The sequence below is a fragment of the Bradyrhizobium sp. USDA 4504 genome, assembly GCF_054063995.1.
The window spans coordinates 5,536,600-5,552,313 of record NZ_JBSSGV010000001.1 but is presented as its reverse complement, the minus strand read 5'-3'; the positions used below and the strand labels follow the sequence as shown (position 1 = coordinate 5,552,313).

Sequence of the window (15,714 nt, the reverse complement as noted above, 5' to 3'; positions counted from 1 at the left end):
ATCTATTCGGCGGCTTCGGTGCGCGCTGCCGTCGAGGCGCGGCGGAAGCCGGCGCCGGGATGCGTGGCGTCAAGATAGGGTCCGCGTCCGGGGAACAGCTTCTCGCGGAGCGTGCCTTCGCGATAGGCTGTCTTGTAGACTCCGCGTGACTGCAATTCCGGCACGACGAGGTCGACGAATGACGTCAGTGATTCCGGCGCGACGAGGCGGAACAGGTTGAAGCCGTCGACGTCGGTTTCGTCGGCCCAGGCGATCAGCTCATCGGCCACGTCCTGGGGTGAGCCGACCACGAATGGCGAGCGTGCGCCGATCCGGCTCAGCGTCGCGAGATCACCGACCTTGACCGGCCGCTCGCTCCGCAACGTGAAATTCTCGACCATCGACTGGATCGCGTTGCTCTCGACATATTGTACCGCCTGATCGGGACGATAGTTCGAGAAGTCGATGCCGGTCCAGCCCGAGAGCAGAGCCAGCTGGCCGGCTTGATCGACATACCCTGCGTACTCCTCGAGCAGATCGTTGGCCTCCGCGCGCGTCGGGGCAACGATCACGGTCGCGCCGGCGAACAGGCGGATATCATAGAGATCTCGTCCGAACGCCTTGGCCGCTTCCCTGATCTCGCGTACGGCACGGGCCAGAATGGGCCTGGTCTGGCCGTTGAGGAAGATCGCCTCCGCGTGCCTCGCCGCGAAGGCGCGGCCGCGCTTCGAGGTTCCCGCCTGATACAGCAACGGTGTGCGTTGTGGCGAGGGTTCGGCGAGGTGGATGCCGTCGACCTGGTAATGAAGTCCCTGGTGCCGCACATTGTGGATCCTTGCCGGATCCGTGAACACGCGCGCTGTCCGGTCACGGCGAACGGCGCCGTCCTCCCAGCTGCCTTCCCACAGCTTATAGCTCGCAATGAGAAACTCCTCGGCCGCCTCGTAGCGTTCATCATGCGCGCGGTTGGCCTCAAGGCCCATTCCGCGGGCGCCGCTGTCGAGATAGCCGGTGACGATGTTCCAGCCGATCCGCCCGCGAGTGAGATGATCGAGCGTCGAGAAGCGGCGGGCGAACTGGTAGGGATGCTCGTAGGTGAGGTTGGATGTGATGCCGAAGCCGAGATGCTTCGTTGCGTAAGCCATGGCGGAGACGAGCAGGGTCGGCTCGGCGTTCGGCAATTGAACGGCGTGACGCAGCGCAGTGTCAGGACTGCTGCCGTAGACGTCATAGATACCAAAGACGTCGGCGAGGAAGATGCCGTCGAGCAGGCCGCGTTCGGCGGTTCTGGCGTAGTCGACCCAATAGTCGAGCGAGTTGTAGTTGAGTGAAGTGTCGCGCGGATGCGACCAGAGGCCGGCCCAGTTGTGGCTCGGCGCCATCATGTTGAACGCGTTGAAGCGAAGTTCCTTTGGTCTGGTCATTGCGCAATTTCGCTAATTGAGGACTGAGAGGTGATTTATCACGTCAGCTGCGCGGTTTTATTTTCTATATGGAAAGACAGGATCAAAATCGTGCTTTGTCTTCGATCCGGCGCAGCAGAGATTCGTTTGTTCGACGTCGTCGTGCTGTTCGAAATGACGGTATGCACGACATTGCGTACTGATTTGCAGGCGCGATCGGCAGATGACTCATCAGCTCCACTGAGCCGTTCAAACCGGCGGAGCAGTGAAACAAATGTTACGCGACAGGCGCCGCGGCTGAAAAATTAGCGACGCCATCAGACGCGCCGCCAGCACGCTCATCGCTATTTTCTCCGATGTCTCGACAGTCGCGGACGCTGCTGCGCATCATTCTTTGCCTTTTGATGCTGGGTCCACGGATTTCAGGAGAATTTCGAGATGCCGATCGAAACCAAGAATGTCGAGACGCTCGCCTTGCATGGCGGATCGTACCGGTCTGACCCGGCGACCGGCGCCGTCGCCGTTCCGATCTACCAAACGACGTCCTTTCAATTCGAGAATACCGATCACGCATCGCGGCTGTTCGCCCTGGAGGCGATCGGACAGATCTACACCAGGATCAAGAATCCGACGGCTGACGCGTTCGAGGAGCGCCTGGCCGCGCTGGAAGGCGGCGTTGGCGCGCTGGCCGTGGCGTCGGGCCAGTCGGCGACGGCCTACGCGATCTTCAACATCGCGCAAGCCGGCGACAATATCGTCTCATCGACCGATCTGTACGGCGGCACCTGGACGCTGCTGTCGCAGACGCTGAAGCAGTTCGGCATCGAGGTTCGCTTCGTCGATCCGGCCGATCCGGAAAACTTCCGCCGGGCGACCGATGCGAAGACCCGGGCCTATTTCGCCGAGACGCTGCCGAACCCCAAGCTCAACGTCTTCCCGATCAGGGAAGTCGCGGATATCGGCCGTTCGCTCGGCGTGCCGCTGATTCTCGACAACACCGCCGTCCCGCTCATTGCGCGCCCGTTCGAGCACGGCGCAGCGATCGTCGTCTATTCCGCGACAAAGTATATCGGCGGCCACGGCACGTCGATTGGCGGAGCGATCATCGACGGCGGCAATTTCGACTGGGCGGCGCACGCCGAGCGCTTCCCGCTGCTGACGCAGCCGGACGATGCCTATCACGGCGCGATCTGGACCGAGGCAGCCAAGCCGCTGGGTCCGATCGCCTACATCCTGCGCGCGCGCGTGAAGCTGCTGCGCGATCTCGGTGCCGCGGTCGCTCCCCAGAACGCATTTCAGTTCATCCAAGGACTCGAGACCTTGCCCCTGCGGCTGCGTCAGCACAACGAGAACGCGATCAAGGTCGCGAATTTCCTGGCACGACATCCCGCCGTTTCGCACGTGATCTTCCCCGGACTGCAGAGCGGGGAGGACCGGCGCCGCGCCGATCTCTATCTGAAGGGCGGCTATGGCGGGCTGGTCGGCTTCGAGCTGAAGGGGGGCGTCGAGACCGGCCGTCGTTTCATCGATGCGCTGAAACTGTTCTATCACGTCGCCAATATCGGCGATGCGCGCTCGCTGGCGATCCACCCGGCGTCGACCACCCATCAGCAGCTGAGCGCCGCGGAACAGCTCGCGGCAGGCGTGACGCCCGGCTACATCAGGCTTTCGGTCGGCATCGAACATCCCGACGACATCCTCGCCGACCTCACCCAGGCATTGGCCGAGGCTGAGGCGGGAAGCAGCGGCCGCAAGGCGGCCTGATCGATCCCTGAAGACGGAGTTGAAACCGAGACCATGAAGACATTGTTGCGCCTGGCGCAGGCGGCTGGCGTGCTGCTTGCCATGACTGCGGCCGCCGTTGCGGACGAACCTCTCAAGATCGTGACCAGCGCCGGCCCGGTCGGTCAGCTGGCTGGCTTTGCCGCCAAGCTCGCCAGGGATAAGGGGCAGGACGTCAAGATCGTCGAGCTGTCGGACTGGGTCGCGTTGAACGAGGCGGTGAACAGCGGCGACGTCGACGCCAACCTGTTCCAGCACGCCACCTATCTCGCGATCCAGAACAAGCAGCGCGGCTTCGACCTGGTCCAGGTCGACAAGGTCGGCGTGATCGCGCCCGTCGGGCTGTTCTCGAAGAAGATCAAGTCGCTCGAGGAGATCAAGTCCGGCGACAGCGTTGCGATCCCGAACGAGCCGCTCAACGGCGCGCGTGGCTTGATCCTGCTCGAACGCGCCGGACTGATCAAGCTGGCGCCGGGCAAGGGTTTTTCGGTCAATCGGTTTGATATCATCGAAAATCCCAAGAACCTGAAGATCGTCGAGCTCGATCCGGCGCAGACCTACCGGTCGCTCGATGACGTCACGCTTGCGCTCGTCAACATCACCTATCTGATACCGGCCGGCGGTGATCCAAAATCGGCGCTGGTGATCGACCGCACGGTCGATGACGGTCTCGTGCTGCGCTTTACCGCGCGGCCGGACAAGAAGGACGATCCGCGCCTGAAGGCCTTCATCCAGGTCTTCAATTCACCCGAGGTCAAGCACTTCATCGAGGAGAAGCTGCCGGCGTTCATTCCGGCCGGCTTCGGCAGCTAGAGCTTTCCCGAGCGAAGTGGACGCCGGTTCGCGGCAGGAAAGCGCGTCAAAACTGGAATCTGGAGCTCCGTTCCGATTCCATCGGAACGGGGTTCTAGACGCGCGCGAGGGATGCGAGTCGCCGCCCCTCGTCGGAGTGAACCAGCAGAGCGGCAAGCTCGGCGCATTGGTTGCGGATGTCGGGAATTGCGCTGATTTCCCAGAACGCGGCGCGCGTGAGCGGGCCGACGGCATACAGGCGGCGCGATGGGACGCCGTCGTGACCGATGATCGCGCAATTGCGATCGGTTTCGATGCCGATGCGGAGCGGATCGACGCGCGCCAGGCCAAGCTCGAGCAGGCTGCGCACCGCGGGATTGGCGGTTGCGCGCGGATCCTTGACAATGCCGGAGCAGTCGACGATGGCGCCGACATGCATGCGACGGAGCCTGCTCTCGCCGCGCCGCCGGTAACTGACGATCGCGCCTGTCCGGTCGGGCTCGGCCGAGATCAGCTTTGCGGCCATCGGGGTGAGCCGGCCTCCATAGATCGCTTCAGTGATCCGGACCTCCACTTGCGGCGCCATCCGATGCCGATGCACGTCCCACCAGGCGCGTGCGTGCTCGAGGAACCGGCGCTTGGACGAAAGCGGGAGCTCACGCCACAGTCGCTGGGTATGGGGGCGAAGCCCATCGATCACGCTGCGCCAATCGCCGCCCGCTGCGATGTGCCGGTCGATGCGGCCGCGAAGCCAGCGAAGCAGGCTGCCGATTCCGGAGCCGAAGGGGACCTCCGCCTCCTCGATGTGCACGGCGTCGACCCGGCGGTGCGGTTTCGCGAGAAGGCCTCGGCGCGACATCGCAACGATCGGCCCGCGATGTCCGTCGCGCAGCAACGACAGCACGTAATCGACCATCGTCAGGCCCGTGCCGAGGATCAGGACGGTCGCGTCGTCGGCGATCGCAGCGGCAGACGGTGCTGCCCAGGGATCGGCATGTCCCGGACTGTTCGCGCGTGGATCGTGTCCGGTTGCGAGAACGACGATGTCGCCGATCAGCTGCCGGCCGTCGTCGAGGCTGGCGGTGACGTCGCCTCGCCGTTCGCGGATCGCGATGCATCTGCCGTGCACGATCGACAGGCGTTGGATGTTGGCCTGATCGGACGCCTGTTGCTCGAGCAGACTGGCAATGTAGTCACCAAAGATGCGCCGCGGCACGAAGCAATAGGGATCAGGGCAGAGCGGCGCGTCCGCCCCGCGCGAGATCAGCCAGTGCCAGAAATGGTCCGGCTGGTCGGGCAGCGCACTCATATTCGCGACCCGTACATTGAGCAGATGATCCGGATTGCCGGTATGATAGGCGATGCCGCGCCCGATGTCGGGACGCTGCTCGATCAGGCTGACACGGACATCGTCCGTCGGTTGACGCAGTAGCTGGTGCGCCAGCAGGACGCCGCTTGCACCGCCGCCGACGATGATGACGTGACGCGCTCGAGGAGCTGTCATGCTATCGCTCTGTGCGTGATCCTGCCGCACGACATGTGCGGCGTGGGCAGACTGACGTCGGCGTGGCGATGGATCACATCTGCTGCGGTCTCGACTGGGCATGCGTCGCGCCAACGAGCGATCAGCCGTGAGGACCAAACAGAAAGAGTTCGTGCATGTCCTTGCCGTCGGGGTTGGCGGCGCGGGCCAGCCGCCGCTGCCATCTCTTCAGCCGACGGGCCGCGCGACGAAGGACGTGGAGCCAAGAGGATGTCCGCACCCAGAGCCTCCTTCGCATTCCGAGCCGTTCGATGAACGATAACACGCTCCTGTTCGGGACGCGCGCGAAACTCGGCGGCGCCGCGAACTTTGCAATCAGACGCGCATGGCGAGGCGATTTGCAGCAGAGAGATGCTCTCGCGACGCGGCGCCAGGAAAATTCATTCCGGGCAATGTTGCCCGATCGCCGGGCTTATGGAATTGTCCGACCGGATGGTCAATAAATAGCGGTTCGGAGGCGGGGCTGTGGTCCCGGAACCTTGCGACTATTGACTGACATCTCTGGACGATGGCCGAACGGCCGCCTGGTGAAACGGACAAGACATGGCCCGATCGCGCGCCAAGGACTATGACGACAAGCGCCTCTTGATGCTGCATCGCTCGGCCCAGCTGTTTGCCGCATCGGGATATGTCGGCACGTCGATGAACACCATCGCCGATGCCTGCGGGGTTTCGAAGGCGCTGCTCTATCACTATTATCCCGACAAGGAAGCGATCCTGTTCGATATCCTGTCGTCGCACCTCGCGAAGCTGGTGGCCGCGGTCCGCAAGGCGAGCGCACAGGCCGGCGATCCGGTCGCGCGCTTCAGGACGATCGTTGCGACCCTGCTCGAGCTCTACCGGCATGCCGACGCCGAACATCAGGTCCAGATCTCAAGTCTCAAGCTGTTGCCGAAGGACAAGCAGCAGCCGCTGCTCGCAAGCGAGCGGATCCTGGTCGGGATCATGTCGGACGCACTCGCCGCCGCCGTGCCGGCGGCGAAGCACAAGCGCCTGCTCAAGCCGCTGACGATGAGCGTCTTCGGCATGCTGAACTGGCATTACATGTGGTTTCGCGAGGGCGGGCCGATGACCCGCGCCGAATATGCCGGTTTCGTCGCGCAGCTCGTGCTGGCCGGCGCCGACGATGCCGCGGCCGGCGCCACCCGGCCGCGCGGCAGGGCGAAATCGGCCGGCGCGGCCGACAGGCCGAGTTGCTCTGACGCGCCTCTTAACCCCGCATCGCGTTCATGGTCAGCAGCTCGTAGGTCGCCGCGGTTTCGCCGGTGCCGGTCGTGATCTCGACGTCCCAGCGTACCTCGCCATATTGCTTGTTGCGCGGCATCTTCTCCTTCGCCGTCAGCCGCACCTGGATCTGTTCGCCGGGCTGGACGGGTTTGACGAAGCGCAGCGAGTCGAGGCCGTAATTCGCCAGCACCGGCCCGTAGTCGGGATCGACGAACAGGCCGGCCGCAAACGACAGCAGCAGATAGCCATGCGCGACGCGGCCCGGGAAGAAAGGATGCCCCTTGGTCGCTTCCTCGTCCATATGGGCGTAGAAGGTGTCGCCCGTGAAATGCGCGAAGTGCTCGACGTCGTCGAGCGTGACCTGCCGCGACTTCGAGACCAGCGTGCGGCCGATCTCGAGATCGTCATAGTGATAGCGGAACGGATGCAGGTCGCCTTCGAGCATCGGGCTGCCCTTGAACCAGCGGCCGGTGACGCCGCTCAGCATCGCCGGCGATCCCTGCAATGCGGTGCGCTGCATGTAGTGCTGGAGGCTGCGGACGCCGCCCAGTTCCTCGCCGCCGCCGGCCCGGCCGGGGCCGCCGTGAACCATCTGCGGCATCGGCGAACCGTGTCCGGTGTGCTCGCTCGCGCAGTCGCGGTCGATGATCGCGACGCGGCCGTGAAAACTGCCGATGCCAAATGCCAGTTCGGTCGCTGCCGGGATGTCGTGCGTGTAGATGGATGCGACGAGGCTGCCGCCGCCGCGATTGGTCAGCGCGATGGCCTGCTCCAGATCGTCGTAACCCATCACGGTGCTGACAGGGCCGAACGCCTCGATCGCGTGGACTGCGGATGCGGCGAGCGGCTTGGCGCAATGCAGCAGCAGCGGCGGAACGAAGGCGCCGCGCTTCGCGTCGGCATCGAGCGGCGCGAAGTTGCCGGGATCGCCGGCCACCAGTTCGGCTTCGGCGCGAAGCTTCGCGACATGGGCAAGCACATCGCTGCGCTGGCCGAGCCCGACAAGCGGCCCCATCCTGACCTTGTCGTTTTCGGGATTGCCGATCGTGACCTTGGCCAGACGGTCGCGCAGCGCCGTGATCACGGCATCGAGTCGTGCCGACGGCACCAGCGCGCGACGGATCGCGGTGCATTTCTGGCCGGCCTTGACCGTCATCTCCTTCGCCACTTCCTTGACGAAGAGGTCGAACTCCGGACTTCCCGGCACTGCGTCCGGAGCGAGGATTGCGGCGTTCAGCGAATCCCGTTCGGCGATGAACCTGACCGCCTCGCGCGCGATGACCAGATGCCGCTGCAGTTTTTGCGACGTGTCGGCCGAGCCTGTGAAGGACACGACGTCCTGGCAGGTCAGATGGTCGAACAAGTCGCCGGTCGATCCGACGATGAATTGCAGCACGCCTTCGGGCAGCGCGCCGGATTCGGTGATGATCCGAACCAGCTCGTGGGCGACATAGGAGGTGACCGTCGCGGGCTTGGTCACGACGGGCACGCCGGCCAGCAGCGCCGGCGCCAGCTTCTCCAGCATGCCCCAGCACGGGAAGTTGAATGCGTTGATGTGCACTGCGACGCCGTGCAGCGGCGTCACGATATGCTGACCGGCGAATGCGCCAGCCTTGGAGAGCCCTTCGACGTTGCCATCGAGCAGGAATTTGCTGTTCGGGAGCTCGCGGCGGCCCTTGCCGGCATAGGCGAACAACGTGCCGATGCCGCCGTCGACGTCGATCATTGCGTCGGTGCGGGTTGCGCCTGCGTGGAATGACAGTTTGTAGAGCCGGTCCTTGTGCTGGGTCAGATAGTCGGCCAGCGCCTTCAGTAGGCCCGCGCGCTGATGGAACGTCAGCTTTCTGAGATGTTTGCCGCCGATCGCGCGGCCATAGGCGAGGATCTCGCGCATGTCGAGATCGCTCCTGGTGGTGACCGCCACCACATCGCCGGTGACGGCACTGTGAATCTCGGCTGCCGGTTCGCCCGGGCCGGACCATTTTCCGCGCACGAAGCTGTCGAGCTTCATGACGTTGCCCGCCGTCCGTGCACCACTGGATTGAGGCTGTGTCATCGCAATTGGACCTTCTGACTTGTGATCAATGATGCGTCTCGCCTTGACGGCGGAATGTTCAATCCGAACGTTCAAGCTTTGGCTCGTCCGACAAAGCGCGTCGCGCGCTTTTCGAGAAAGGCGTTGAGCGTCACGACGCGATATCCGGTGCGGATATCGGTCAACACCAAATCGCTGACCATGATGACCTCCCGTTGCGGCTTCTGGTGGCCGAAGGTTGCGTGACGTGCGCTTGGATTACTATTGACCGTCCGGTCAGTCAATTATAATCCGCGTAACGGCTTGGGATGACGACACCGGGCAATATCGAGCGAGCACGATTTCGGTCTCGGTTGCGATTTCAGATCCGACAAGAACGTCAGGATGATCCGGCCGAGCATCGCCTGTCGGCCAGCAAAGCGCCGACGCGTAAGCACGGGACCGTGCTTACGCGCGGTGTCATGCTGCCACAAATCGGCCGAATATCACCGGCCACCTCCTGCCGCCATGAGGATCAGCCGGTGACGATGCAGTCGCCGGATATCGCCGGGTTTCGGTTCTCGACCGCGGATTTCGGCGAGCGCGACCGCTTGCCGATCTTTCGCGAGCAGATCGGGCGGATGATCGTGAAGCTCGATCCGGAGCCACTGAGCGTCGGCGCGTTCCATGCCGAAGCCAATGTGCGCGAGCTGCCTGGGCTCGGGATCGTGTCCTGGGCGTGCAGCAACCTCAAGATCGCACGGCCGCGCGAGCTGTTCGACGGCAATGACGACCTTGTGCTGACGATCATCACGAGCGGCAACGCCCGCGCGTCGCAGCGCGGCCGCGACATCGAGCTGGGCCCGGGGCAGGCCGTGCTGGAGTCGAGCGCGGAGGTGGGCAACATGGTGGTCCCGGTCTCGCCGAGCCGTTTCGTCGGTCTCAGGCTCCCGCGCAAGGCGCTGGCACTGCTGGTCCGCGATCCCGAGGACATGCTGAACCGGTCGTTGCCCGCGAACACCGAGGCGATGCGTCTGCTGGCGCTCTACATCAGGGAGCTTGACGACAGCTACCAGCTCGCGACGCCCGAGCTGCGCGGCGCCGTCGTCCGGCATCTGGTCGATCTCGGGCGACGTCGCAAACAGCGCTCTCGGCCAGCCTGTGTGCTGTCGCGCACCCAACATCGCCGCCCAATCACGTCCGCTGCGGGCGATTTCAGACGTCAATGCACGACAACGTGTTTCACATTGTTGCCCGATGTCGCATATGTCCAATCCCCCGTCGCCTCAGTCCGAGCCTGCCGATCGTCTCGCGCTTAAAAGGCAGCCCCCGGTGATCGTTGCAATCGGCGGATTCGTCGACTGCGATGCATTGAGGCGACTTGAGACCATCGAGGAGAATGTGATGAAGTTTGCACTTCGAGGATATTTTCTTGCGCTCGGCGCGAGCCTGGCCTTGTCCGGCGCCGCCATGGCACAGGATATCAGTGTTGCCGTGGTCGGGCCGATGACCGGCTCCGAGGCGAGCTTCGGCCAGCAGTTCAAGAACGGTGCTGATCTCGCGATTGCCGATATCAATGCGGCGGGTGGCGTGCTTGGCAAGAAGCTGAAGCTGGAGGTCGGCGACGATGCCTGCGATCCGAAGCAGGCGGTGTCGGTTGCCGAGAAGATGGCAGGCGCGAGGATTCCGTTCGTCGTTGGGCATTTCTGCTCATCGACCTCGATCCCTGCGTCGGACGCCTATGCAGAGGGCAATGTGCTGCAGATCACGCCGGGCTCGACCAATCCGCAATTCACCGAGCGCGGGTTGTGGAACACGTTCCGTGTCTGCGGCCGGGATGACCAGCAGGGCACGGTTGCGGCCGCCTACATTATCAAGAACTACAAAACCAAGAACGTCGCGATCATCCACGACAAGACGACCTACGGCAAAGGCCTTGCCGACGAAACGAAGAACGCCATCAACGCCGCGGGCGTGAAGGAAAAGCTTTATGAGGCCTATACCAAGGGCGACAAGGATTTTGCCGCTCTGGTATCCCGCTTCAAGAAAGAGTCGATCGATTTCGTCTATGTCGGCGGCTATTATGCCGAGGCTGCGTTGATCCTGCGCCAGATGCGCGAGCAGGGCGTCAATGCTGTGCTGATGGGCGGCGACGCCCTGGTCGACAAGCAGTTCGCCGCGATCGCAGGTCCGCTTGCCGAAGGCTCGCTGTTTACCTTCTCGCCCGACCCGCGCAAGAAGGCGACCGCGGCCGCGACCTTGAAGAAGTTCAAGGACAAGGGCATCGATCCCGACGGCTACACGCTCTACAGCTATGCCGCGTTCCAGATCTGGAGCCAGGCCGCGGCCCGTGCCCAGACCACCGACGCCAAGAAGGTCGCGGCGGCCATCAAGGCCGGAAGCTGGGATACCGTGCTCGGCAAGATCAGCTATACGCCGAAGGGTGACATCACCCTGATCGACTACGTCGTGTACCGCCGTGACAAGGACGGCAACTACGCCGAATTGCCGGCCGGTCAATGATCGCCAGAGCGTTTTCGAGCGAAGCGGATACCGGTTCGCGTGAGGAAAACGCGTCAAAGCAAAATCGAGAGCCTCCGTTCCGATGCAATCGGAACGGAGGCAACCCTGGCCAGGCTGAATCGTTTCCCGCTGCGCCCGTGGTCGGCGCATCCGGTCACATGTTCCGGGGAAAGCGCGCAGCGCCGGGGATCGGCGCGAGCCATGCGACGGCGCGATCGGTATAGATCTCGGCCTGCGGCTGCAATCCCTCCATGCTGTCGAGCGTGCCGGCTTTCACCACGACCTTGCCGGGCATCAATGCGGTCTTCGCCAGCAGAGGGGACCCGCAGCGCCCGCAGAAATGACGATGGACCGGATGGCCGCTGTCGCCCTTGTCGACGAACGCCACCGTCTCGCCCGACTGCTGGTAGTCGGTTTCGCGGATCACGAGGTTGAATGAAAACAGGCTGCCGCTTTGCCGCTGGCAATGTGTGCAATGACATATCGCGATGCTCCGCGGTTCGCTCTTGAGCGTGTAACGCACCGCGCCGCACAGGCAGCCGCCGTTCCGTTCCTGCATGCTGGTTTCTCCCATTCGATGACGCCGTCGCCGCGACAAGGACGCCGCCTCAGGCGTCGCCAATCACGGCATCGATGAATGTGGTGGCCGACTCCCTCAACTGCTTGCGGCTGTATCCGGCGCGCTCCATCACGGCGAGCCCGCGCGTGAACGTCACGATGACGCGCGCCAGCCGGTTTGCATCGGCCGTGCTGCGCCTGTTCGGCGCCGCGCTGATGGCTTTGCCGACCAGTTGCTCGAGCCGGGTGAGCACGTCCAGCACGCGCTGACGCACATCCGCGCTCGAAATGGCAGCGTCCAGCGCAGTGCGCGTCGTCAGGCAGCCCCGCTGCGGCGTGCCGTTCGTCATGTTGACGATGATCATGTCAAAGAAGTCCCTCAGTCTCGCTGAGGTATCGCCCTGCGCCAGCGCGCTGCCGGCCGCGTCCAGGAATTGCGCGGCATACTGATCGAAGGCGCGCAGGAAGATCGCTTCCTTGTCGCCATAGGCGTTGTAGAGGCTGCCGCGCTGGACGCCGGTCGCGGCCGCGAGGTCCTGCATGGTCGCATCGTGCAGGCCCTTGCGCCAGAACACGTCGAGCGCGGTTGCGATCATCTCGTCCTCGTCGAACTGACGCACGCCCACCATTTCGATCCACTCCATCGGCTCATTGTTGACACAATCGTCAATATTGACAATGATGTCAAGAATGAACCCGAGGAGATCCGGATGATTACCGCTGTCACGACGTTCAAGCTGCCGAAGCCGATCACGCGCGAGGAAGCCCGCAGCATCTTCCTGAGCACCGCGCCGATCTATCGCGGCATTCAGGGGCTGTTCCGAAAGACCTATTTGCTGTCCGAGGACGGGATGACGGCCGGCGGTATCTATTTCTGGAACTCGAGGGTGGAGGCGGAGGCGCTTTACACCGATGCGTGGCGCGCCCGCGCCCGCGAGAAATATGGCGCCGATCCGACGGTGACCTATTTCGAGAGTCCTGTGGTGGTCGACAACCTTGCCCATCAGATTGTTGCCGACGATTAGCAACGACGCGGCGGAGGCGGATGCGCATCACGGGTGCGCGGCGGCGCTGGGACCAGCTCGCGCGCGATCCAGACCGCCGCCGGCCCATGGCGAGCTCGGCAACCGCCGCGACGGATTTCAGCCAGATAGGCGCGAGCTTCGGTGACGGCGGCAGGTGGTTCGCGATCTGCCGGCGAAACAGCTCGTCATCGGGCAGTCCCGTGATCGGAGCGGTGAATGCTTCCTGCGGCAATCTGCGCCGCCACAGCGGAATGCCCGCCGCGGCCGCGGCGTCCGCGAGCGAGCGGCCGTCGATGACGCATGCGCGTGCGCGCGCCGACGCGATCCCGGCTCGCGGGACCGCCAGCGCGAACAACAGCGCAGGAAAGCGCGCAGCAAGGTCCGCAAGACGCGTGTGCCGCATGGCAGCGCGCGGACCCTTCCCTGAACGTGTGGATGATACCTCCGCAGCTGATGTTCGAGCAGCACGGAGCGTGTGGCTCGCGACGAGAGGTCACCTGAAGCGTCGAGGTCATGACAAAAGTTCCGCAAGCGCGGAGCCCAAGGCCCGCGGCAGATTCGATTGCGGGTGGGTGTTGCGATTTTACCCGGGATCCGATCCCGGGACGCGCGTCAAATATCGCGCGGCGAACCCGGGAAGCGCACAGACCTGAACATCGTCGCCTCCTGCGTTGAAGTTGCGGAGCGCTCCCATAGCCTATTTCCCGCCGATAGGCAACGTGAAGCTGTGCATTGCATTTTAGCGATGTGGTGCGTGCGCGATGAGAGACCACACCGCGGCGTCGGCCGCCAAGGTCTCTTCACGATCCCGGTCAACGACGCTAGTCTGATGAGGGGCTAACAAGAAACGCAGGCGGGAGGCCATAATGACCCAACAACAATCCTCCGATCCAGGCTCCCCGGCACTGCCACGCCGCAGGCTCGGCCGCACCGGGCTCGATGTCTCCATTCTCGGCTTCGGCACAGCACCGCTCGGCGACCTGTTCGCACGGCTCGACGACACTGCTGCGATCGCAGCAGCGGAGCGGGCGTTTGCGCTGGGCGTCAACCTGCTGGATTCCTCGCCGCTCTACGGCCATGGCCTCGCCGAACACCGCAGCGGCACCGCGCTGCGCCGCGTGGCGCGCGACGACGTCGTCGTCTGCACCAAGGTCGGGCGCTGGATGGACCCGTTCCACGGCCGCGGCGACGGCTCCAATTTCGCCGGCGGCGCGCCGCATCGCGCGGTGTTCGACTATTCCTATGACGGCACCATGCGCTCGGTGGAGCAGTCGCTGCTGCGGCTCGGCACCGATCGCATCGACCTGCTGCTGATCCACGACGTCGACGTCTGGACCCACGGAGCTGACGCGATCGAGGCGCGGTTTCGCGCGGCGATGGAGGGCGCCTATGTCGCGCTCGACAAGTTGCGTTCCGAGCGCGTGGTCAAGGGCATCGGGATCGGCGTCAACGAGGCCGAGATGTGCGTGCGCTTCGCCAAGGCCGGAACGTTCGACACCATGCTGCTTGCCGGCCGCTACTCGCTGCTCGAGCAACCCGCACTCGCCGAATTCCTGCCGCTGGCGCAAGCAAAGGACATCGGCATGATGCTCGGTGGCGTCTTCAACTCCGGCATCCTGGCGACCGGCGCGGTTGCCGGCGCCAAGTACAATTACAGGGATGCGCCGCCGGACGTGATGCAGAAGGTGGCGGCGATCGATCGGGTCTGCCGCGCCCACAACGTGGCGCTGCCGACCGCGGCGCTGCATTTCGCGCTCGGCCATCCGGCGGTGGCAAGCCTCGTGCTCGGCGCGCAGACGCCGCAGGAGGTCGAGCGCAACGTCGCCGCGTTGTCGTCGCCCGTGCCTGCCGCGCTGTGGCGCGACCTGAAGAATGAGGGGCTGCTCGACCAGCATGCGCCGGTGCCGGCATGATGCGGATCGACGCCCATCACCATGTCTGGACCCTGGCGCGCGCCGATTACGGCTGGCTGACGCCCGAGCGCGGGCCGATCTACCGCGACTTCGGCCTGGCCGATCTCGCGCCGCATCTCGCCGCGGCCGGGATCGAAGGCACCATCCTGGTGCAGGCCGCGCCGACCGAAGCGGAGACGGCATTTTTGCTCGATACCGCAAAGGGCGCCGAGCAGGTGCGCGGCGTGGTCGGCTGGGTCGACTTCGACGCCGCCGATGCCGCGGCGCGGATCGACGCGTTTGCCGGGCGCGAGCTCCTGGTCGGTCTGCGGCCGATGGTGCAGGACATCGCCGATGACGACTGGCTGCTGCGCCCCGAACTGGCGGCGCCGCTCGAGGCCATGGCGCGGCATGACCTGGTCTTCGACGCGCTGGTGCTGCCGCGCCATTTGCCGCGGCTCATTCAGGTGGTCGATCGCCATCCGGACCTGCAATTCGTGCTCGACCATTTCGGCAAGCCGCACCTTGCGACCGGCGACATCGCGGCCTGGAAGGACGACATCGCAAGCCTCGCCACACGATCCAACGTGGTCTGCAAACTCTCGGGTCTTGCGACCGAGGCGGCACCGAACTGGCAGGTTGCCGATCTCAGCGAGGCCGTCGATCATGCACTGGCATGTTTCGGGCCGCAGCGGATGCTGTGGGGCAGCGACTGGCCCGTCGTCAACCTCGCCGGCGGCTATGCGTACTGGTTCGCAGCCGCGGAGTGCCTACTTGCTGATTTGTCAAGTGAAGCAAGAGCTGCGATTTTCGGCGGCAATTCGGCGCGGGTTTATTTGTCAAGCCGCGGACGGCCAACATCCCGGAAATAGATTGCAGCCCGCGCCCAATTTGATCCACAGCGCGTCTTGATGAATCAATCCGGGATGGTTCATAAGCGACCTCCGCGCCATCGGTGATCCGGCGGCGCAACGGA

The 15,714-nt window shown here is 64.3% G+C and carries 14 protein-coding genes; 8 read left to right on the top strand and 6 right to left on the bottom strand.

Going from position 1 to position 15,714, the window contains the following annotated elements:
* Positions 1-2: 2 nt before the first annotated feature.
* Positions 3-1,403, bottom strand: coding sequence for an LLM class flavin-dependent oxidoreductase (locus ACVMB1_RS26100; RefSeq protein WP_057017448.1), 1,401 nt, complete (start codon positions 1,401-1,403; stop codon positions 3-5).
* Positions 1,404-1,820: 417 nt separating this feature from the next.
* On the opposite strand from ACVMB1_RS26100, the gene ACVMB1_RS26095 reads away from it, so the two are divergent.
* The gene (locus ACVMB1_RS26095; RefSeq protein WP_141340384.1) at positions 1,821-3,146 is read left to right on the top strand and encodes an O-acetylhomoserine aminocarboxypropyltransferase/cysteine synthase family protein; all 1,326 of its coding nucleotides are present in this window, start codon (positions 1,821-1,823) and stop codon (positions 3,144-3,146) included.
* 33 nt (positions 3,147-3,179) lie between these two features.
* The gene (locus ACVMB1_RS26090; protein ID WP_456815386.1) at positions 3,180-3,977 is read left to right on the top strand and encodes a MetQ/NlpA family ABC transporter substrate-binding protein; all 798 of its coding nucleotides are present in this window, start codon (positions 3,180-3,182) and stop codon (positions 3,975-3,977) included.
* Positions 3,978-4,071: 94 nt separating this feature from the next.
* Here the strand turns inward: ACVMB1_RS26090 and ACVMB1_RS26085 are convergent, their stop codons facing one another.
* Complete coding sequence (locus ACVMB1_RS26085; RefSeq protein ID WP_168855357.1) at positions 4,072-5,460, bottom strand: FAD/NAD(P)-binding protein; 1,389 nt, start codon at positions 5,458-5,460, stop codon at positions 4,072-4,074.
* A 582-nt stretch (positions 5,461-6,042) separates the two neighbouring features.
* Between ACVMB1_RS26085 and ACVMB1_RS26080 the strand changes: the two genes are divergently transcribed.
* Positions 6,043-6,777: a TetR family transcriptional regulator gene (locus ACVMB1_RS26080; protein WP_456849359.1), complete on the top strand. Its 735-nt coding sequence runs from the start codon at positions 6,043-6,045 to the stop codon at positions 6,775-6,777.
* Here the strand turns inward: ACVMB1_RS26080 and paaZ are convergent.
* Together paaZ and ACVMB1_RS26070 are read right to left on the bottom strand one after the other, a co-directional pair.
* Positions 6,710-8,737, bottom strand: a complete 2,028-nt coding sequence (gene paaZ / locus ACVMB1_RS26075) for a phenylacetic acid degradation bifunctional protein PaaZ (protein WP_456849932.1) — start codon at positions 8,735-8,737, stop codon at positions 6,710-6,712. The two genes, ACVMB1_RS26080 and paaZ, sit on opposite strands and share 68 nt — an antisense overlap.
* A 116-nt stretch (positions 8,738-8,853) precedes the next feature.
* Positions 8,854-9,045, bottom strand: a complete 192-nt coding sequence (locus tag ACVMB1_RS26070; protein WP_141340388.1) for a hypothetical protein — start codon at positions 9,043-9,045, stop codon at positions 8,854-8,856.
* A gap of 24 nt (positions 9,046-9,069) precedes the next feature.
* Here ACVMB1_RS26070 and ACVMB1_RS26065 point away from each other — a divergent pair, with 24 nt between their 5' ends.
* A complete protein-coding gene (locus tag ACVMB1_RS26065; RefSeq protein ID WP_141340389.1) occupies positions 9,070-10,059 on the top strand; it encodes a cupin domain-containing protein in 990 nt (329 codons plus the stop codon).
* Between the two features lie 85 nt (positions 10,060-10,144).
* A complete protein-coding gene (locus ACVMB1_RS26060; RefSeq protein ID WP_038382395.1) occupies positions 10,145-11,263 on the top strand; it encodes a branched-chain amino acid ABC transporter substrate-binding protein in 1,119 nt (372 codons plus the stop codon).
* Positions 11,264-11,417: 154 nt separating this feature from the next.
* Here the strand turns inward: ACVMB1_RS26060 and ACVMB1_RS26055 are convergent, their stop codons facing one another.
* Positions 11,418-11,822 carry a GFA family protein gene (locus ACVMB1_RS26055; RefSeq protein ID WP_057017457.1) on the bottom strand — a complete coding sequence of 135 codons (405 nt, stop codon included), beginning with the start codon at positions 11,820-11,822 and terminating at the stop codon, positions 11,418-11,420.
* 49 nt (positions 11,823-11,871) lie between these two features.
* The gene (locus tag ACVMB1_RS26050) at positions 11,872-12,465 is read right to left on the bottom strand and encodes a TetR/AcrR family transcriptional regulator (RefSeq protein ID WP_057017458.1); all 594 of its coding nucleotides are present in this window, start codon (positions 12,463-12,465) and stop codon (positions 11,872-11,874) included.
* Positions 12,466-12,531: 66 nt separating this feature from the next.
* Between ACVMB1_RS26050 and ACVMB1_RS26045 the strand changes: the two genes are divergently transcribed.
* The 3 genes from ACVMB1_RS26045 to ACVMB1_RS26035 all read left to right on the top strand — a co-directional run bounded on the left by ACVMB1_RS26045 (position 12,532) and on the right by ACVMB1_RS26035 (position 15,610).
* The gene (locus ACVMB1_RS26045; protein WP_076826962.1) at positions 12,532-12,846 is read left to right on the top strand and encodes a monooxygenase; all 315 of its coding nucleotides are present in this window, start codon (positions 12,532-12,534) and stop codon (positions 12,844-12,846) included.
* An 866-nt stretch (positions 12,847-13,712) separates the two neighbouring features.
* On the top strand, positions 13,713-14,759 hold the full coding sequence (locus ACVMB1_RS26040; protein ID WP_141340391.1) for an aldo/keto reductase: 1,047 nt from the start codon (positions 13,713-13,715) through the stop codon (positions 14,757-14,759).
* The gene (locus tag ACVMB1_RS26035) at positions 14,756-15,610 is read left to right on the top strand and encodes an amidohydrolase family protein (protein ID WP_141340392.1); all 855 of its coding nucleotides are present in this window, start codon (positions 14,756-14,758) and stop codon (positions 15,608-15,610) included. The genes ACVMB1_RS26040 and ACVMB1_RS26035 overlap by 4 nt, the downstream gene beginning before the upstream one ends.
* Positions 15,611-15,714: the final 104 nt, after the last annotated feature.